The following is a 20,137-nucleotide window of genomic DNA, read 5'->3' as shown; positions in this document are numbered from 1 at the left end:
TAGGGCTATGTAGTAATCATCGAGAGTTACGCACCCTACGATTTGTGCCGAGACGAGAACCATTTGAAAAACCTGCTCAGCCACCAACGACTGCGGGCTTCGCGAATTTCATCGATTTGCATGAACGTGTACGCAGCAGGCATATTGCGCTCCTTGGCTCGGAGTGTGCGAAGCCCCCTGATGACATGCCGCATGTAGAACAGTATGGTCACACAGCATCCAGTAAGGACAAGGGCCGCAACTACACCGCCAGTTAGCACGCCGAACGCCTGCAGGAAAATACCGGCCGCCAACGTGGCTGCTCCCGCGATCAAGCCAGTTTTATAACTTGTTGATAGTTGTGAAGTGCTAGCAACACGCGTCTGGATTTTCTGTCCGTCATATTCGAATGGTTGAAAAGAAGGCTTTTTGCTAGCAATCGCGTAATAAGCCAACAATGTAATGATGGCAGGGGTTAGACTTGTAATGAAAGCATTAAAACTGTTCTCTCCAAAAAAAATAGAAGTGGAGACATAAGCTACGTTACAAGCGAGCAATGTAAATGAACCAATCAGTGCGCTAATAAGCGACGACATATAGGTTGTGTACTTTTCGCACAGGTAGACTAGGTATATTGTCCAGGCAAGCATCAAGGTTACGGGCAAAAAATATACGTACCAAAAACACGTTAATTTAGATGGGCCAAAGGCTGTAAAAAAACCAGTCGTGAAGAATGCTAGCCAGCTGCTTTTTCTAAGGCTATCTGAATTAATCATTATGTTTTCTCATGGTTTAACATGTTCCCGAGATCTTTCTCCCATCCTTTATTAACGATGAGTGCCTGAACGCCTAGACCTGCCCCCATTCAACGGGTATTACTAAAGTCAGCGGCGCTGCCCCCTGGGAAGCAGCGATTAACACAACGCCAACAAAAGCACCTCTGGCCATGCCAGCCGCAGCTGAGGCAATGCTGGTCGGCTTACTGTAAACGGAGAGGTGGGGTCGTTGATCACGATGATTGGTCGCATACTGGCTTCCCTGTAAGTGATGACTCCATGCCTGCTTAACTGGGCAGTGAGATAAGATTGCTAACGGTAAAGTTAAAAATCTTGGCAAATACTAGCCGCTACAGGCTATTCATTGACCTTTAATGGGCTCTGGTCTTACCCATCAGTACCGCCATCGTCACTGCCTGAATAAAGAGATAGGCTGAGATCGACAGGAATAGATTCGTGTAGTCAGTATACTTGGAGTTCGGGACAACATAATTATAAGAGTAAAGCCTGCAGCAGCAAACGATAGGCACATGGATATCCCGTAGGAAGGTCGAGATACCCGATCAAGAGGGTTTTTACGCTTAATCAACGATATTATGGTTCTGAGCGGCGCGTAAAGAATAAAGAATGCCAGCGTTGAAAAACACAGCAGCGATATCGAATTGACTACATAATCAAACATTCATGCCTCCCTAAAAATAGAACCCAATGATTTCGCATTACCAACGCAACCCCTCAAATGGATTCCAGCTCTGCTCGCCTTTCACTTCCTTGAGGTAATACGCGTAATTAGTCAGTTGCCCATACAACGCATTAAACACAAAACCGACCGCAGAACTGGCCTCCTTGGCATAGCGGAACTCAAACATGTCCATCACCATGTCCAGCGCGATAGAGACCACCACGATCATTGCGATAAAGCACAGGTTCTTCTTCCACAGCCCCAGGATGAACAGGTAAACCGGCCCAAAAAAGAACGCGAAGAAGTTGAAATTGACTTTCACTTTTTTCAGAAATGGCAGTTGCTTGAGCGCGGGTCTGAACCCCGGTGCGTTCGGGCCGCCATGCGCTTCAAAAAAGGCGAAGCGTTCTTTCCATTTGTCGCTGTAGTGGCCTGATGCGTTTACCGGGTCTGACGTGTTCATTCTCTAATCCCTGATGTGTGTGAATCATGTGAATGGTCGTTCCCTCTTGCAGCGCTGGGTAAGACGCAAAATACGGGTAAATCGAGAGCACGTCAGTCATACAGACGGACTCATCCTGTGGTGCATTTCCCGACGGTCTGTACGCACGTTCATACAGACCGATCCACCAGATCGCCCTTACTGCTTAGGCTCTTTCGTACCCAGCACATCGCGAATGCTGTCCACGACGTTGCTGTCCTTGATGACGTCGTTCAGCCAGCCTTCCAGCGGCATGTTGCCCCACTTGATGGCGCGCTCAATGAGGTACGGGACGGGGCTTTGCGGTTCGGTGTTTTTGAAGAACTGTGCGATGCCGGCGAGCATGGTGAAGGCTTCGTCGCGAGTGGCCGGGGTGGTGCGCAGTGGTGCGGATGCGCTGTCCTGGGTGGTCTGGGTCATCGCGGCACCTGCGGGTTGGTCGATGGCGATTTCGGGTGCGGTCTGAGCGGCGGCTGCTGGGGCAGGACTCAGTTCTATTCCTCGGTCCTTGAGCAGCTTTTCGGTCAGTTGCCCGGCGCGTTGCAGGATGTCGCTCAGGGTGACGAGGCTGGGCGCGTCGCGGCCGAACAGGGTGTCGGCAGTGGCCTGGAGCTGCTGGCAGGCATACAGGCTGGCAGCGATTTCGCTGGCCTTGAGGCGCAGGTGGTCCGAGTCGGTCAGTACCACGGAGCGCTGGAAGATTTCGGCGTTGATCTTGCCTTCGTCAACAGCAGCCTGCATTGCCTTGGGGTTTTGCAGCGCGAGGTTTTCCACGTGGCGCGACTCGTCGTAGCGCAACAGGCCAAAGTTCTGCCCCTGGGTGATCGGCAGCCCGCCAACGACTTCGGTCAGCGTGGTTTTCAGCCAGGCCAGGCGGGCGGCGCGTTCTTCTACGCCGTCTTCCAGCGACGGGTACAGATCGTCCCAGAAATTTTGCAGGATCCGCTCGGCCACGGTCAGGCCGAAGGTAATGCCGACAAAGTGGTATTTGTGCGCCAGGGCTTCACTGAGCCAGGCGACGAGCATCAGGTCCTTGCTTTGTTCAGCAAGGCCCTGTGCGGCCAACGTGATGGTCTGATCCCAGTCCGAGGACTTCAGATCGGTTTGCCAGTCACCTTGGGTGAGGTAATCGGGGTCTGCTCGACGAGCTTCCTTGACCTGATCGAACAGGGTGGAAAAGCTCAGGTCTTCGCCGCTGCCCCCGTTGATGGGCGCCGTCAGATCGGCAAGCGAAAGGTCGTTGAGAAATTCAGACATAGTCAACTCTGATCAGAGGATAAAAGAACACCGTGCCTGGGCAGACACGGTGCTGAAGACGGGCCGCTTGCGCGACCCGAGGTGTCACAGACTTATGCGAATACTTTGTTCGCAGTGCGGTCCCAGCCGCCAGTGACGTTACCGCCACCCTGGCCATCGGAACGGCTCTGTTGGGTGTAGGTAGTCTTGATGCGAGCGAAGTTGAAGCTGATTTCTTCAATCGGCAGATCGCTGACGGCGTTGTCTTCGCCTTTCTGGTTGCCGCCTGCTACAGCCTTCACGGAAGACACAACGACTTCTTCCAGGTTGATGGTCAGGTAGGTCAGCTTGTCGCCGCCAGCACGGTTGACGTTCAGCTGGATCTTGGCGATGTGAGTGCCTTTGCAGCACGCTTCGAACAGCTTGGCAGAAGCCTTGTCCACAGATTTGCGGATGCTGAAGTCGCTCAGTGCAACGCGCTCGGACGAAGCACCGCCCGACGAGCTGGCGGTGGCGGAGGTGGCCTGGGTAGCGCCGAACTCGTAGCCGAGCACTTCGATCCAGTCTTTGTGCTTGTCGTCCAGAACTTCGCCCGGGATGCCGTCGATTTGGATGTATGCGTCAAATGCCATTTTCTGCGTCTCCTTTCTTCATTTAAGGTTGTGGTGTCTAAAGACAGAACACGACCCCTTTGATTAACCTTCTTGAAACGATCAAGAAAGGTTCTCTTGCCACGGCCCTGGTCTCATGTGGACAACCCGGGCTTCGGTTTGCTTGCACTGCGCGATCAATTGAGCGCGCGCACTTCGATCTCTACGCGTCGATTCGGCTCAAGGCACTGAATCAACTGAGCCCTCGGCTGCTGCATATCGCATTTGACCAAGGGTTTCTCGCTGCCTTCGCCGACCGCGTCCACCAGCTCGGCGGGCACGCCCTTGCCGACCAGATACGTCTTGATGGTCTGTGCACGCTGCCTGGACACCTGCATGTTGCTTTGCGGGTCGCCCAGCTGGTCGGCGTGACCTGCAATTACGATCTTGCCGATGTTCGGTGTGCTCAACAGCTTGCCGGCGATCGCACTCAACTGGTTTTGACCTTCGGTTTTCAGGCTCTGGAAGTCGGCACGACCAAAGGCAAACAGGGTGTCCGATTCCAGCGTGATGGTTTCGATAGCCTTCAACGACTGCGTCAACAGGCTGTTGATGTAATTACGCGAACTGGATGTCAGGAATGCGTTGTCGAGAATTCTCGGCACGTCCAGTTCGTGAATCTGATCGCTGTAGAAGTTGATCTGGCGGCTGGCGTACTCGTAATCCTGATTGGAGCCTGCCTCGGCGTTCGCAGTGATGGTCTTGCCGGTCTGGCGCGCAATGGCCGGGTACCAGTAATCAGGCATCTTCGCTTTCAGGAAGGCCGGGTCAGCCTTCTCGCGCTGCGCTCGCGACAGCATGACGTAAGTATCCAGCGTCGCCTTGCCGAAGGCCGCGATGGATTGCGCGCGGTTATCCGGCGGCAGTGCCTTGGGTTCGACGCTGTCGACGCCCGTGACCGGCATCAGGTCCTTGGCGTTGCGCTGGTAGACCTTGATAGTGGTCAGCAGGTAAAGCGAGCGCGTCAGGTTGTCTGCGGTCGGCTTGAGCATCACCGTTTCCAGACGGTTGAAGTAGCGCGTGCGCAGCAACGGTTCGACGTCATAGCCCCGGTAAAGACCCAGGCGCGAGCGCAGCGGTACGCCTTCGTCGTGGTGACGATCGTAGTAAAGCGAAGTCCAGAAGCGCATGCGATCCAGCGTTTGCCACTCGGTGTACTGACCGGTGGCTTTGCTGTCATCGGCTGCAGCCTGGGCGAGTTCGGTGGAAATGGACTGGATGTTGTCCTTGTTGTTCCAGTACGACCAGCCCCACAGGCTGCAGATCAACAGGGCAACAAGACTGGCGCCTCCAATCCACGCGGCCTTGCGGCGCCGCTCGCGATGGTTGGTGGTGTACAGCGCCACCAGATGCTGGTCGGGAATGATCACCTTGCGGAACAGGCTGTTGATGAACAGCGGGTGCGGCTGCGCATTGCCGTCGACCAGGTCCTGCTCGCTTTCCAGCTGGAAGCGCTCGGTAACCTGACGGGTGTGTCCGCCCATTTCGGGCTGGTCGGCGTCCAGTGCGCTGGTGAAGTAGAAACCGCGCAGCATCTCGGCGCTCTGATACGGGTTGGCGCGCAGCAGGGCATCGACGAACATCAGCAGGCGCGGTTTCAAGGCTTCCAGTTCCAGCGGGAAGCGATACACCGCGGTGTCCTGACGCGTGATCTGGATGTCCTGAAGCACCAGCTGTTGGTTGGCGATCTCTTTCCAGTAATTGATCAGCTCGTCCATCGCCACACCGAAGCGCTGGCCCCAGTCAGCTTGCTCGAAGCCCTTGTGCGGGAAGGTCTTGCCCATCACTTCGCCACGCGCCACATCATCCAGCTGGCGGTAGAAGGGGACAAAGCCCGGTACCAGGTCACACTTGGTGAACACCAGATACACCGGCAGACGCACTTCCAGCAGCGCGTGGGTTTCCTGGATTCGCTCGCGCAGACGTTTGGCGATGCGCTCCTGATCCTCCACCGAGGATTGCAGAATGTCATGAATGCTGACCGTGACAATCAGGCCGTTTAGCGGTCTGCGCTGGCGATGCTGACGCAGCAATTGCAGAAAGGCGCGCCATTTTCCGGCTTCCTGCTGATCATTCATGTAGCGGCCAGCGGTATCCAGCAGCACGGCTTCCGAGCTGAAGAACCAGTCGCAATTGCGCGTGCCGCCCAGCCCGGCGACGCGTGCGCCTTCGCGCTCGGCGTAGGGGAAGTTGAGGCCCGACTGATACAGCATGGTGCTTTTGCCCGCTGCGGGCTGACCCACCACCAGATACCAGGGCAGGGCGTAAAGCGCGTCCTTGGCGTTGCTGCCGTTCGGCTTGTTGCTCTGCAACCGTTCGATGCTTTGCAGCAAGCGCTCACGCAGCAGGCTGACCTCTTCGCGATCCGCCGGGCTGGCATTGAGCACGGCCTGATCGGCGTCATCACGCAGCAGACCCTCCAGGTTCTGATGCTGTGATACGCCCCGATACAGCAACAGCACATACGCCGCCGACAGCAGCAGGAACAGGCCTATTCCCGTCAGCAGGCTGTTCATCGAACTGAAGCCCAGGGCACGGCCGATGCTCCAGATGATGAAGATCGACAGAAAAAAGCAGACCCCGAGAACATAGGGCTGGTAGCGCAAAAAGTAGTATTTGATCTTGTTCATACGGACTTCAAATCCAGCACATCGACAAAGCGGTCGATAACGTCATAAAGAGGGCGGTCAATGTCTGGAAACACATGGCCTCGGTGGTGTTCGTCGAACGCGTCAACGGGTGCCAGCACGTCATAGTTCTCCGAATGCTCGCCCACGCCCGTCACCACGCGGTACACGCCTGACGTGTTGCGCGACGGGAAGCAGAACAGTCGGGGGCGCATGAAGTCGTCCGCCAGAATGCTGATTTGCGGCACTGCCTTGTTCGGGTCAATGCGTGTCAGCCAATTGACCCACAGATCTGCTGTCGGGTTCTTCAAGCCTCGCTCGGCAGGCAGTGGCAGCGAAATACCGATCGGTGCCCTGTACGACGGGCGACCCAGCGCTTGCAGCCGGGTGAGCACGGCATTGCTGATGAACTCGGGGTATGAGCTCTCCAACGAAGTCGCAATGTCACGCAGGGTGAAGTTCACCAGAAACTTCTCATGCACACGCCGGAACAGTTCGAAGTCCTGTCCTTGCAGCGGGCGCAAGGCCCTGATGCGTTCGAACAGCACTGAGGTGCCTTCGCCCTGTGCGGCCATGTGCAGCAGCGGTTTGATCTGCCCGGCGAACAGTTCGCTCAGGGTAAACGGGTTCACAAACACACCGGCGTCGCTGGACTTCACCGTTTGAAAGATGAAGAACGGATAACGCCGTGCACTCGAGTCCCGCGAACTGATCAAACCGCCCACCAGCCAGTTGCCGCTGCGCGCCCGATAGCTGAAAAAACACACGGGCAACTGGTCGAACAACGTGCGCCAATCGTCGCGCTGCTGCATGTCGGCGAGTGCGCCTTGCAGCCAGGCATCGAACTCGCAGACATCGTCGCTGGCGCCATGCAGGCTGACGAAATCTGCGCTCGCGGGCACTTTTCCGAAGCAGCCAATCATCGACCGCCCTCCAGATCGAGCATGTGCATCCTCACTTGGTCCGCCCATCTGTTGCGTTAAGCGCGCTCAGCGCCTTGACGTTCGCCAGGTCGGTCAGCTTCACGCCACCATAGTTGCGCACTACCAGACTGACCGGCCCCTTGGCCGTGTTCCAGCTGAAACGCTGCTGAATACCGTCCAGGTCGGCGACCCGTGCGCTGTCGTTCATGCGCAGCAGGCCCCAGCGCCCGGTGTAGTCGAACACGGTGATGCGCTCGCCGGTCAGCGTGACCACATCCAGGCGTGCGCCCGGTGCTGTCGTGGTGCCCGGCCATGAGAAGCGGCTCCAGCTGGTTTTGCCGTTGCGGTAATGCTGCTCCTGGCCATCCAGCGTGAAGATGATGTCAGTGAAGTAGGCCGACGGCTCCAGCATGATCTCGAAACCATTGTTGCGATCCGAGAGGCTGGCGATGACCTCGCCCAGCGAACTGGCCTTGTCGATGTTGCTGACCATTTTCGGATTGACCAGCGGCGCAGCCTTGGCTCCGCTGCCCATACCCAGGCCTTCGCCATCGGACAGGTTGCCGATCTCGTTGCGCTTGAAGTTCGGTAGCAGGCCGGATTCCGGGTCGACGAAGCGTTGCAGGTCTTTCACCGATGCCTCGTTGCGGCTGTCCGCAGCAATCGGGTAACGATGCGCCATGACCTGTTCCCAAGGTTTGGCGACCTGTTTGGCCCAGGCTTTGGCGATCTGTTCGCCGGCCGGATCGCGCAGCGTTTCCCAGGCGAACTGGATCGGCAGGCTGAACAGGCTTTGCAGCGAGGTGGAAAGCCCGCCCTGACTGGTATCGACCGTGGTTTCAACGTAGTTACGCACGTTGGTGACTTCGCTCGGCTGCCCTTCAAGGGTTTCGCTGATCAACTGCTTGCTGCTCTTGCCGACATCCTGCGAGCGCTGGATGTTGTTCATCCGTACTTTGAGTTTACGCAGCGCTGCCAGGTAGCGATCCATGATGGTGCTGTCAGCGCCCTCGGCATTCTGCGCTGCGAAAACCCTTGATACAGGTTCGAAGCGTTTGGCCAGACTGCCGTCATCCACGGCAGGCAATGGCGAGATCAGTACGCTGGCCGCAGCTTCCTTGTTGTCGAAGATACCGCTGACCTTGCCCCAGAAGCCATCGTCGCGTTTGACTCCGGTCTGTTGCGCTTCGCGAGGCGCAGGCACGTCCCATTGCGTGTTGTCGTTGACGGCAGACAGCAGCAGTTTGACCGGCGAATTGCGTACGTCGCTGAGCAATGACAACTGCTGCGTGGCGTTGGCCATGTCGCTGAAGCGGCGCACACCGACGCTGTCGATCATGGTGTACCAGACCTGCGTGTAGTCGCGCTTGTAACGGGCCATGAATTCACGAACGAAGTTGGCTTTCTGCACCACGCTGTCGCCGCCTTCGCCATCCAGAACCCAATCCGACTCGTTACGCAGGTTGCCGGACACCAGCTTGATCAGCTCGGGTTTCACGAACTCTTCCCAGCCCTGACGGGTGAAAATCGCAGGTACAGCCTCCGAACCGTAGAGCAACTGGCGACCCGGCATAGGTACCAGATCATTCAGGCCGATTGCCGGGAACTGACGGCTGGATTCCAGTTGCAGGCGCAGGTATTCACGGTCCACCAGCGAGCTGGAGATCATGAAAAACTTCAGGCTCTTGCGGGTCTCGTCGATCAGTTGCTCATTGCGTGGCATGGCCGGCGCGTCACCATTCTTGAGCAGCTGTACGTAGACCGGCGAGTTGTCCTCGATGACGTCGTCGCTGATCGGATTGGTCTCGCTGGAAATGCCCGCCCAGGCCACCGGCAACGCTGCGTTGACGAACTCGGTTTCCGGATGCGTGGTCGGCTGAGTCAGAATCAGATAGAGCTTGAGGGCGTTGTATGACTCGATGATGGACGCCACTTGCCGTTCATCGAGTCGCCCGAGCATCTCTTCCGACAACGACAAGCCGCCTGTTGTGGCTGATAGCTCGGCAGCATCGTTGGCAGTGGCCGGGTTGCGTAGCGCGGCAATCGCTTCGCTGCGCGTCTGGCTGGCTGTGCCTCTTGCTGCGCCGGTCAGTCGATTGGCAACCTCGCCGGTGCTGCGCGGGATGCTGCTCAGGCTGGTCGGACGGCCCACAGCGACGTTGCGCGCGCCGCGGTCCAGCAGTTTCTGACCTTGAGCGCGTACCTTGCCCGTTTTGGTTTCCGACCCTGCGGGTGTAGCCCCGAAGCCATATTGCGGGTCCATGGTTTTGGCGAACTCGTTGAATTCACGCATCTGCAATTGCAGTTTCAGCGTGATCGGTTCCAGCGCCTGGGTACGAAGTTGCTGCAGGTAGGCAGTCTGGGTGGCGAAGTAGATATCGTCGCCACGGTACAGGCCGCCACTGAGCTGAAGAGGCACGCCCTTGGTGCGGTATTTCTCGATGGCAGCCAGCTGGTTGCGCAGCAATTCCAGGCCTTGGCCGGAGGCGAGGCGCTGGGCACGGTCCGGGGACTGTTCCAGTTCGGTCAACTGTTGGCTGATCGCGGCCAGCCACTCGCGGTTTTTCTGGAACGACAGGGCCTGCCAGCCGATGAAGGCCAGCCCGGCGAACAGCGCCAGAGCGATGACAATCGGCCCCAGTGATTTGTCGCGGCCATGACGTGACTGGTATAGGGTCAGGTCACGGTCAGGGAAAATGACGCGGCGGAAGGTATCGGTGATGAAGTAACTGCGATCACTGATTTTCCGTTGTTCGTCCTCTTCCAGCGCATCGGGTGCGGTCGCTGGCCGCAAGACGAACGACTCTGAAAGCTCGTCTTCATACACCGGTGTCAGCTGCTTGTCGGTTTGCAGGGCACTGGTGAAATACAGGCCGCGCAGCAACAACTGGGTACCGTTGACGTTACTGCGCGCGAAATGCTGCAGGAACTGTTCGAGTATCGCCGACAGCTCGGCAAAGTAGTTGGGGAAGTTGAGCAGGGCGCTGTTGGCGTCGGCACCCAGTGCGATCATCTGTGCATCGACGTGGCGACTGACATGCGCTTGCAGGTTCGCCAGTTTGCGATCGAGCACTGAACGCAGGCTTTCTGTGGTGATCTCTGTCAGACCGAACGTCATGCCCAGCGGCTGCTGGCGCTCATGCAGGTCCATACCGTCGAAAGCCTGGTTGAAGCCGGGCAGTTGGTCGGTCTTGGTCAGCATCAGATAAATAGGCGGGTTGGCGTCCAGGCAATCGGTATATTCCTCGATGCGCGTGACCAGGCGCGCACCCATCTCGTTGCGCTCGGCGGCAGAGGCGGCCAATAACTCTGGCAGGCTGACCACCAGCACCAGACCATTGACGGCGGCCTTGCTGCGCTGCTTTTTGAGCATACGCAGGAACGCAGCGAATTCGCTGGCAGACTGATCGTCACGCAGGTAGCGACCTGCGGTGTCGATCATCACGGCTTCAGGGCTGAAGTACCAATCGCAGTGCTGGGTGCCGCTTTCCGTGTCATTTGCGCTACTGGCAATGCTGGCCGACAGGCCGGAGCGGGTCAGCAAGGAGGTCTTGCCTGCCGCCGACATGCCGATGACCAGATACCAGGGCAGATCGTAGAGCGCCGAGGAGCCGCCACCGCCTGCCGAGCGATCGGTGCGCAGCATGGCAATGGCATGCTTGAGGCGGTCGCGCAGCACTTGCTGATCACGGAACTCACCGGTGGACTTCAGCGAGCGGTCAACTTCGATCTGAACCAGATTTTCGAGGTTGTGTTCGGTACGAATCCGTCGGTATTGGCGCAGTACGATCAACAGCAGATAGAAGGCGCTGATGATCGCCATCGCTTCGAGCGTATAGCCTTGCAGCCAACTGATCCTGGGGGCGAAAAACCAGCAGACAGCCAGGCTGATCAGCCACAGTATCGGGACCAGGAACCAGAAACTTTTTAACAGGCGCAGTAATGTCTTCATGTCTTCCTGACTCGGTTACCTGATCGGGACTCAAGCATTGAACAGTTGGCTGATTTGTTCGGCCAATGCGGCCACGTCTTTGCCCAGCAACCAGTCAAGCGTCAGATAGACACCCAGGCACACGAGGGCGATGAGCACCAGGTAAAGCCATACCGGAACTTCATGGCGAAGCATCTGCGACACTTGGTCAGGCAATGCCCAGTCAGGCGACAGCGCCTTTGGCGTCTTGCGATAGCGTGCGATGTCCTGGCCCAGCGTGTTGGCCAGATAGCGCAATTGGTCTTTCTGGCCGAGGCCGAACTTGCCTTCGAAACCCAGCGCCAGGCACAGGTGGTACACCTCAAGCACATCCAGGTTCTTTTTCACGTCGGCGCGCAGCAGTTCGATTTTCTCGAAGAAGCCTTCGCCCGCCAGGTGGACGCCGAAATAACGGAACTGCAGCGGCTCCATTTCGAAGTGGCGACGCATATCGTTGTCGCCCGAACGCAGCACGCTCTCATCAAGGAATGCGCACAGTGCGTACTGCGCGTCTTTTACCTGTTCGACGCTGTAATTGGCGCTGCGCGCCTGACGCTCCAGGTTGGCGAAGAAAGTATCGACGCTGGCTTCGAACGCCGTGACCGAGATCGCTTGGCGGCCGCGACGGACAATCAGCGCCATGGTGATGAAGTCACGTACCAGGTCTTTGAGCGTAGGTTTTTCGGTTGCGGCCGCAGCGGCACCTTGCATCACGGCTTCAGTCATTTAAGCACCGCCAACAGTTCAAGCTTGAGATTGGTAAGCGCGCTGGGCGCGTAGAAGGAAATGGCCTGGGCTTCCATCATGCGTTCGTACACCCGGCCATGCGGCTCGATGGAGAAGTAATGGTTGTCCAGGCGCACCGGAATGGCGTTTGGCAGGCGTGTCGAGTGGTTCAGGGTGACGCCCGGCATGGCGCTGTTGACGACCACCTCGATGTCCTCCGGCGAGCCGACCTTGAATGCACGCGGCACCAGTTCCAGCAGGCTGGAGCCGGGCATGTCGGCATGCACTGAAATATAGAAATCCGCTTCGGTAAGGCGTGGGTCGAGCAATTGGCCCTGCCAGTACGAAGGCCGGACCTGGCTCAGATTGATGACGATGCACTGGTTCGGAATCACGTTCTCAAGCAGCAGACGAACCAGTTCGTCGAGCTTCACCAGCGAGGCCGCCGGGTCCTGATGATCGTAATCGGGGATGTCAGTGAGCTGGGTGTCCAGCGAGAACGTCAGCAAACCGCCCGCCAGTTCCGCGAGAAACAGATACAGGCGCTCCGGGTGCAGGCGTGGGTGCGCCAGCAGATGGGCCAACTGCGGGTAGGCGCGGTTGACCGTATTCAGCAGCCAGAACAACGTAACGTCGCTGGAACCGAACTCGGCAATCTGGTCGGCACGTTCGCGGCGGCGGCCAGAAAGTGCCTTGCTCTTGGCTTGCAGCACGCTGATCAGGCGTCTGCCAAGGCCAACCAGCGTCTCGTGGGTGCCCACGTGCAACGTAGGGTGCACAAAATGCGCGTCAAGGTTGAAACCGCCGATGCTATTGCGTGCCAGTCGGGCAATCGGGCAATAACTGTAGCCATCCAGAGTGTCGCCATCGACCAGCATCACGACGTTCAGACGCAGGCTGGTGATCTCGTTTTCCAGATCGCCTTCGTTGAGGTCAGGCAGGGTGTCGAACTGTTTGCGAAAGCGCCGGGCGCTCTTCTGTTCCTGGCCATCTTCAACGTAGTTCAGGCCAAAGGGCTCGGGCAGCTTGAGCGCCGCATAGACCTTGATTTCTCCACCCTTGATCAGATTTTTCAGGTCGCGGGCGGCGGGCAGCGGGTCGTGCTGCGGCGCGTCGTAAAGGCTGCCGTCAGGGAACACCAGCTTCAGGCGCTTCAGTTGCAACGAGCCTGTGGCCAATGCCTCGACGTCGACTTCCAGCGTTTGCACGCCCCAATGGAAAGGCGTGGAACGCAGTGTCGACTCAGCAAGCTGATGCTGGTGAAACTCATCCTGATATTGGAAATGTTGTGGCAAAAGGAACATGCCTTCCGACCACATCACGCGGCTTTGTTTACTCATTTGGCGCCTTCCAACAAAGAATTGAATTGTGAGTCCGCTGCCTTTTTCGCAGCACTGCCGGCCGAGTCCTGAACCTGCTGGACAGCGGCGTCCTGCACACGCTCGGTAATACCTTTGCCGGCGGGTTGTTCGGGCATCGAATTGGATTTAGTGAACTGCTCTTCAGTCTTGAGCCTGTTCAGCACATCCACGCCACGAACGGCGAGGATGTAGTTGTTGTCCACCAGCACGCGCACACCGTCGGACGAGAACCAGATACCGTCCTTGCGCAGCGTGTTGGCGTCGAACGCGACCTTCCAGCGGCTGTTTTCGTCAGTCCGGAAGAACGCCGCGATGCCCACATAGGACGCGTTGGGGTTCAGCGGCCATTGATCGGTCTGCCCTATGCCTGGCAACAGAATCAGCTCCTTGCTATCAACCAGTGTGTTGCCCAGAGCCTTTTGCGGGTCATCCCAGAGGCTGTCGGCGTTGATCGACTCGAAGCGCTCCAGAGAGGCCAGTTGATAAACGCGCACCACCACAGAGAGCGGTTTGCCGTACTCATCGGGGTTGAGCTGATTACCGCCGTCAGTCGTCAGGATGACTTTTTCGTTGTCACCAAACATCATGTCGCCAGCCCAGGTGTCATCCATGCGCTTGGCGACACGGTCCGTCACGCCACAGGCGGACAGAGCCAGCATCATTGCCAGAACAGCCAGGCACCTTGCCAAGGCTGGCTTCGAGGAACAATTGCCTTGAAGTCTTTTATTCATCACGTCTTACCTATGGGGTGATCGATCAGGTCAGTGTGTAAGCGAAGTCGCCATCGCTGCCCAGATCGATGGTCAGGCTCTGAATCGGCTTGTCCTGCGCCATCCGCTCCAGCACTCGCTGGGCGAGTTCCGGCATGAGGGTCTTGGACAGGATGTTGTCGATGTTGCGTGCGCCGCTGTCGACTTCCGTGCAACGCGAAGCGATGGCCTTGATCAGCGCTTCGTCGTAACGCAGTACCGCCTGGTGATTGCGCTCGAAACGTTTGCGGATGCGCTCCAGTTTCAGGCCGACGATGCGTTCCAGAATCGCGTCTTGAACCGGGTAGTACGGCACGATGGTCAAGCGACCGAGGAACGCCGGTTTGAACACCTGATTCAGCTCGTCGCGCAGGCCTTCCACGATGTCATCGGGAGTCGGCTTCTGCTCGGTGTTCAGGCACCACTGCATGATGCGATCAGTACCGGTGTTGGAGGTGAGAATGATCACGGTATTGCGGAAGTTGATCTCGCGACCTTCGCCATCGTCCAGCACGCCTTTGTCAAAGACCTGGAAAAACAGCTCGAGCACGTCCGGGTGGGCTTTCTCCACCTCGTCGAGCAGCACCACGCTGTAAGGCTTGCGGCGCACGGCTTCGGTCAGCACGCCACCTTCGCCATAACCGACGTAGCCCGGCGGGGAGCCTTTGAGGCTGGAGACTGTGTGGGCTTCCTGGTATTCGGACATGTTGATGGTGATGACGTTACGCTCGCCGCCATACAGTGTGTCAGCCAGCGCCAGCGCAGTTTCGGTCTTGCCGACACCGCTCGGGCCGAGCAGCAGGAACACACCGATCGGCTTGTTCGGGTCTTCCATGCGCGCGCGGGAAATCTTGATGCGCTTGCCGATCTCTTCAAGCGCATGATCCTGCCCCAGCACGCGTTCACCCAACAGCGCTGGCAGACTTTGTACGGTATCGATCTCGTCGCGCAGCATCTTGCCCAGCGGGATACCGGTCCAGCCGGAAATCACTTCACCGATGGTGCCGCCGTCTACCAGCGCGTGGACCAGCGGTTGCTCGCCCTGCACACTGGCCAGTTCGGCACGCACTGCAGCGATCTGCTCAGCATCAGGCGCGCCGTTTTCCGGAACGCTGAGTGCGCCAAGCTTTTCGACCAGTTCCAGCTCGCGCTTCCACTGTTGCTCCAGCGACTCGCGGGTTTCCTGTTCGGCTTTCAGCTCTTCGTGCAGGGCCGTCAAACGGCGAGCGTGGTCGCTGCCCTTGGCGGTTTCCTGCTCCAGCACGGTGATTTCTGCATTCAGGTTGTCGATGTGGCGCTTGCAGTCTTCCAGCGCGCCTGGCTGTGCCGATTGGCCCAGCGCGACGCGTGCGCAAGCGGTGTCGAGCACGCTGACGGCTTTGTCCGGCAGTTGGCGGCCGGTGATGTAGCGATTGGAAAGGCGTACGGCCTGCACCAGCGCTTCGTCCATCACGGTGACCTTGTGATGCTCCTGCATCTTCGCCAGCAGCCCACGAAGCATGTGGATGGCCTTGTCTTCGTCAGGCTCTTCGACTTTCACGACCTGGAAACGACGAGCCAATGCGGCGTCTTTTTCGAAATACTTTTTGTATTCTGCCCATGTGGTGGCGGCGATGGTGCGCAGCTCGCCACGCGCCAAGGCAGGCTTGAGCAGGTTCGCTGCGTCGTTCTGCCCGGCCTGGCCACCCGAGCCGATCAGCGTGTGGGCTTCGTCGATGAACAGAATGATCGGGTGCAGGCTGCGCTTGGTTTCTTCGATGACCGACTTGAGGCGGTTTTCGAACTCGCCTTTGACCCCGGCTCCGGCCTGCAACAGGCCCAGATCCAGGGTGTGAATGGCGACGCCCTTGAGCACCGAAGTCACGTCGCCCTGCACGATGCGCAGCGCCAGACCTTCCACCACGGCTGTTTTACCCACACCCGCTTCACCAGTCAGGATCGGGTTGTTCTGACGGCGGCGGGTCAGGATGTCGACCATCTGCCGCACTTCGAACTCGCGTCCCAGTACCGGATCGATACGACCATCGCGGGCGCTCTGGGTCAGGTTGACGGTGTACTGGTCCAGGGCAGGGGTCTTGCCGTTGCCCTTGGTGGTTGCGCCCGTGCTTGCGTCGGCGTTGGCCAGAGGCTTGCTCAGTTTGGTCTCCGGGCTGCCTTCGACCAGCGCGCTCATATTCAGGCGCAGGTCGTCAGCGTTGATTTTCTCCAGTTCCGGCGCCGAACCGATGACCACGCGGCGCAGGGCATCGTCATCCAGCAAGGCCTGAATCAGGTGGCCGGTGCGGATCTGCGACTGACCGAATTCGATCGACGCCAGTACCCAGGCCTGCTCGATCATGCGCGTGATGTGCGGCGAGAGCGCAGGCGTCCGTGTGTTGCCTTTCTTGAACGTCCCCAGCGCGGTGACCAGCTGTGCTTGCAGGCGATCAGGCACTACGTCGTAGTGGCGCAGGATCACCGGCAGGTCGTTATCGTTGTTGTCGAGCAATTGCAGCAGCAAGTGCTCGACTTCAACGTCGTAGTGGTTCTCCGACAGGCACAGCGCAGCAGCGCTTTCAGTGGCAGTGCGGCTCGTTTCGTTCAGCTTGGCGAACAGGGACTTCAGGTTCACAGGGAGACCCCATCAAAAGGAATATGGAAAACAGCGCAACGGGAGGGCTCCACGTCGACACCGGGGCGTTTGAGCCAGCCAAGCCAGCCCAGCGATACATTGCCTTGGCGACCCAGGCGGGCCACGGGTACAGCTTCGCGCTTGAGCTTCGGCGCAATCTGGAAGTCCAGTTCGGCGCCGATGTAAAAACGCACCAGTTCAACAAGCTTCTGGTAATCCTCGGTGCCCGGCTGAAAGCGCTGGTAGTCAGCCAGTTCCAGAGGCCCCATTTCGATACGCACGCACGACTGGTAATCCCAGACGCGATTGCCAGCCACGGCGCTTTGCCCCAGCACGGCGTTCTTGCGGCCCAGCTGCGTGCACTGGCTGCTGTCGAGCTTCAGCCAGCGCCCGGCGAACTGCTGGATCTTGAACGGCAGCGAGAAATAAAAACTCAGCATGACTTCAAGGTTCAGGGCGTTGCGCGGCTTCTGGGCGAACATCCCCGAGAAGTAGCTGAACAGTTCGCGACGCAATGGCGACTCGCCCTTGTCGAACTTTTGCTTCAACGCTTCGGGGCCGAAACCCACCAGGTTGAGCAAATAACGATCAAAGTTCGACGTGCCGTTACGCTCGTACTCGATGTAAAACTTGTACTTCTGCCAGGCCTCGTAAAACAGCGTGGTCATGCGATGCGAAAAAATATCCAGAAACGCATGCGCAGCGTCGTCTCGGTACTGAATATGCCTATCGATGAGCAGCTCGGTGTACGGGCGCGGCAGCACGCCTGATGGGCCGACCAGGCCCATGAACGTGACCTGCACCTCGGACAGCGGCAAACCGGCCGCCGAGAGCTTGCCTTCGCGTTCGAACTGCAGGTCGCTGACTTCACTGGCCGGAAAGTTCAGCGACAGCTGCGAACGAAAGCGCAGAGGGTCCTCATGCGGCCTGGTTTCCAGGTCCATGCGCCCATTCCTGCTGTAATGCAGGCGAAGCAAACGCACCAACTGAAAAAATTCGAATCGGTGCGGCTCAGCCCTTGCCTGGTCAATCAGACCAGGGGTTGATCGCCTGTTCGCGGGGGCCATTGGACCACTCTCTTTTCGCGCTGCACGGTGCGAAGGGTTAATTGGGTAAAGCTGTTCATCGAGCAGTACTGACCAAAGAAGTGGTCAAGGACCATGCCGAACAGGAACACGCCGCTGCCGGTGTACTGGCTTTCATCGAACTTCAGCGTAATACCGACGCCGCGCACAAAGTTCGGCCGCGGATGGCCGATGCGTGCCACGACCGGCTCGCTGCTCACCGAAACGATCCCGTTGATCTGTTTGCGAATCGCCGACACGTTGCGGTAGTTGTAAAGCGACAGCAGTTCCAACAGCACTTCGCGACCCTTCGAAACCAGCGACATGTGGTTCAGCGACAGGTGCGAGATGAGCCGCCAGATCACGCCGTTGCCCAGCGGCACGCGCACCGTCGCCGTCGGTTTGCGCAGGCAGCGGATATCCTTGATCACCGAATTGGAGGGAATGTTGAAGTCCCCGCGCTCGCCGCCAAAAGGCAGCATCAGTGGTAAATCGCGATTGCTGCACGTCAGGCGGATACTGAGTGTGTCGTTGTTGGAATCAATCAGTTCCAGATCCCGATCCACGACGCGGATGAACATGTTCGAGCCATCGCTTTGTCGGCTCTGCGTCGGACGTCGCCGGGCGATCCAGAAGCTCTGACCGGGGCCTTGATCGCCGCGTGGTTCAAAGAACGGATGGCAGGTGCCGACCTGATCGTTGCCGTTGATCTTCTTCACCCGGCGTACGCGATCGATCGAGACCACTTCGGCAGAGCTTTGCAGGCGCACATCCGGCGTTACCGCGTATTCATGCTGAACGTGGGTCAGCTTGATCGGCTCGGCCTGCTGGCGGAACAGGTTGATGATGGGCGTGCAGTTGAGCTTGAAATTGTTACGGCCGATGTTCTGGGTCAGGCGTGCCAGACGATCCGTCAGGTCGTAGTCGGAAAAGTAGAAATTGATTTCCACTTTGGCGATCTCTTTGCCAGCCAGAATACGGGCAAAGCCTGACAGGTCGAAGAACATGAACTTGTCAGGGAAGGTGAAGTATTCGTGCAGCAAGCGGTAACCCAGAAACGAACGTTCCGAGTAATCCACCAGCCCTTCATCCAGACCATAGCCGACAGACTTCAGGGCGTCGGCGGGCAGTACCACTTCACGAATGCGCCCTTCGTCTTCGAACGACAGGGTCGCTTTGGCCAGGTTGTTGAACAGCAGCTCATACAGTTGATGCATCAGCGTGCTTTCGCCATCAAGGAAAAAGCGCAGTCGGTCCAGTTCCATCTTGCCGAACAGGACGTCGGAGGTCGCACCCAGGCCGATGCGCAAGCGCGCAATCAGGTCTGCACTGTGGCCGTTGAACGCCGAACGCTCCATTTCAATGAACGAAGCACTTTGCACTGCCACTGGCCACAGTTCGACCGGGTAGCACGTACGAAACTTGCATACTATTCCGTCTATAGGTGTGGCATGCAGCTCGGTGTGCCGGGCTACGCGATAGGATTCGGTGACCTTTTCCTGCTTGCCCATGTTGAACTCGACGATGGACATCGAAGGGGTAGGGCGCAGGTAGTGCGGGTACAGCACCTCCAGAAACGACTCGACGATTTCAGGAAACTCATCGTCGAGTTTCTTGTGTACGCGCGCCGACAGGAACGAGAACGCCTCGATAAGGCGCTCGGTGTGAGGGTCTTCGCAGTTGTCGCCCTCAATCAGTAATCGCGAAGCGATCTTCGGATATTGAGCGGCAAATTCCTGGCCCAGAAAGCGCAGGTGCGAGAGTTCCTTCTCGTAATAGGGCAGCAGATCGTCGAGCATCAGTTGAGGTTCTGCACTTTGTATTCCTGAGTGTTGACCTGCAGCACGGCGTCAAAGGAAACCTGACGCGAAATGTCCTGCAGACGCAGTACTGCGTCCACACGAAAAGTCAGCATGCGCTGGCCGGTCTGTTGTGCAAGCAACTGGACTTTCACGCTGCGGAAACGTCGGTCACCGACAGAAATTGCCTTCTCCAGCTGGCGCTGAATCAAAAGACGGTCCTGTGGGTCGAGCACGCTTCTACTGGTGAAGTCGGGCATACCGTAATCGAGGATGGTGCCGCTCAGATTGGCGAAACCCTCCAGCCCGTTAGCGACCAGAGACTGGCGAGTGTTCACCAGAATCTCCAGGTCACGAACGATGCTGGCCTTGTAATCGGCCAGCGAACTCAACCGTTGCGATGACGATTCCACGGACTGATGCGGACGATCGTCGAGCAACCGATCCAGCAATGAAGGCAACAGCTTGTGTTGACTACTCATGTTGCCTCCCTGGCTAAGTGA

At 58.0% G+C, this 20,137-nt stretch carries 14 protein-coding genes; all 14 read right to left on the bottom strand.

The window, feature by feature from the left end; translation table 11 throughout:
* Positions 1-35: 35 nt before the first annotated feature.
* The gene (locus AC4ANE_RS26610) at positions 36-755 is read right to left on the bottom strand and encodes a hypothetical protein (RefSeq protein ID WP_460408620.1); all 720 of its coding nucleotides are present in this window, start codon (positions 753-755) and stop codon (positions 36-38) included.
* Between the two features lie 719 nt (positions 756-1,474).
* On the bottom strand, positions 1,475-1,900 hold the full coding sequence (locus AC4ANE_RS26605; RefSeq protein ID WP_002551412.1) for a DUF2628 domain-containing protein: 426 nt from the start codon (positions 1,898-1,900) through the stop codon (positions 1,475-1,477).
* A gap of 177 nt (positions 1,901-2,077) precedes the next feature.
* Positions 2,078-3,175, bottom strand: a complete 1,098-nt coding sequence (gene tssA, locus AC4ANE_RS26600) for a type VI secretion system protein TssA (RefSeq protein WP_002551413.1) — start codon at positions 3,173-3,175, stop codon at positions 2,078-2,080.
* Between the two features lie 92 nt (positions 3,176-3,267).
* Entirely contained in the window at positions 3,268-3,786 is a 519-nt protein-coding gene (locus AC4ANE_RS26595; protein ID WP_002551414.1) for an Hcp family type VI secretion system effector, read from the bottom strand.
* A 155-nt stretch (positions 3,787-3,941) separates the two neighbouring features.
* Positions 3,942-6,434, bottom strand: a complete 2,493-nt coding sequence (gene tssM, locus AC4ANE_RS26590) for a type VI secretion system membrane subunit TssM (protein ID WP_002551415.1) — start codon at positions 6,432-6,434, stop codon at positions 3,942-3,944.
* Positions 6,431-7,354, bottom strand: a complete 924-nt coding sequence (gene tagF, locus AC4ANE_RS26585) for a type VI secretion system-associated protein TagF (RefSeq protein ID WP_002551416.1) — start codon at positions 7,352-7,354, stop codon at positions 6,431-6,433. The genes tssM and tagF overlap by 4 nt, the downstream gene beginning before the upstream one ends.
* A 31-nt stretch (positions 7,355-7,385) precedes the next feature.
* Positions 7,386-11,306, bottom strand: a complete 3,921-nt coding sequence (locus tag AC4ANE_RS26580) for a type VI secretion protein IcmF/TssM N-terminal domain-containing protein (RefSeq protein ID WP_002551417.1) — start codon at positions 11,304-11,306, stop codon at positions 7,386-7,388.
* Positions 11,307-11,336: 30 nt separating this feature from the next.
* Positions 11,337-12,050: a type IVB secretion system protein IcmH/DotU gene (gene icmH, locus AC4ANE_RS26575; protein WP_002551418.1), complete on the bottom strand. Its 714-nt coding sequence runs from the start codon at positions 12,048-12,050 to the stop codon at positions 11,337-11,339.
* Positions 12,047-13,390: a type VI secretion system baseplate subunit TssK gene (gene tssK, locus AC4ANE_RS26570; protein WP_002551419.1), complete on the bottom strand. Its 1,344-nt coding sequence runs from the start codon at positions 13,388-13,390 to the stop codon at positions 12,047-12,049. Before tssK ends, icmH begins: the two co-directional genes overlap by 4 nt.
* A complete protein-coding gene (tssJ, locus tag AC4ANE_RS26565) occupies positions 13,387-14,142 on the bottom strand; it encodes a type VI secretion system lipoprotein TssJ (protein ID WP_002551420.1) in 756 nt (251 codons plus the stop codon). Before tssJ ends, tssK begins: the two co-directional genes overlap by 4 nt.
* Before the next feature lie 25 nt (positions 14,143-14,167).
* Entirely contained in the window at positions 14,168-16,771 is a 2,604-nt protein-coding gene (gene tssH, locus AC4ANE_RS26560; RefSeq protein WP_002551421.1) for a type VI secretion system ATPase TssH, read from the bottom strand.
* The gene (tssG, locus tag AC4ANE_RS26555; RefSeq protein WP_002551422.1) at positions 16,768-17,838 is read right to left on the bottom strand and encodes a type VI secretion system baseplate subunit TssG; all 1,071 of its coding nucleotides are present in this window, start codon (positions 17,836-17,838) and stop codon (positions 16,768-16,770) included. Before tssG ends, tssH begins: the two co-directional genes overlap by 4 nt.
* Complete coding sequence (gene tssF, locus AC4ANE_RS26550; protein ID WP_002551423.1) at positions 17,802-19,634, bottom strand: type VI secretion system baseplate subunit TssF; 1,833 nt, start codon at positions 19,632-19,634, stop codon at positions 17,802-17,804. The genes tssG and tssF overlap by 37 nt, the downstream gene beginning before the upstream one ends.
* The gene (gene tssE, locus AC4ANE_RS26545; RefSeq protein WP_002551424.1) at positions 19,634-20,116 is read right to left on the bottom strand and encodes a type VI secretion system baseplate subunit TssE; all 483 of its coding nucleotides are present in this window, start codon (positions 20,114-20,116) and stop codon (positions 19,634-19,636) included. Before tssE ends, tssF begins: the two co-directional genes overlap by 1 nt.
* Between the last annotated feature and the right edge of the window lie 21 nt (positions 20,117-20,137).

The organism is Pseudomonas sp. Pme6b (genome assembly GCF_058129925.1).
Note: the sequence above shows the minus strand (reverse complement) of the source record. Positions and strands in the feature narration are given on the sequence as shown.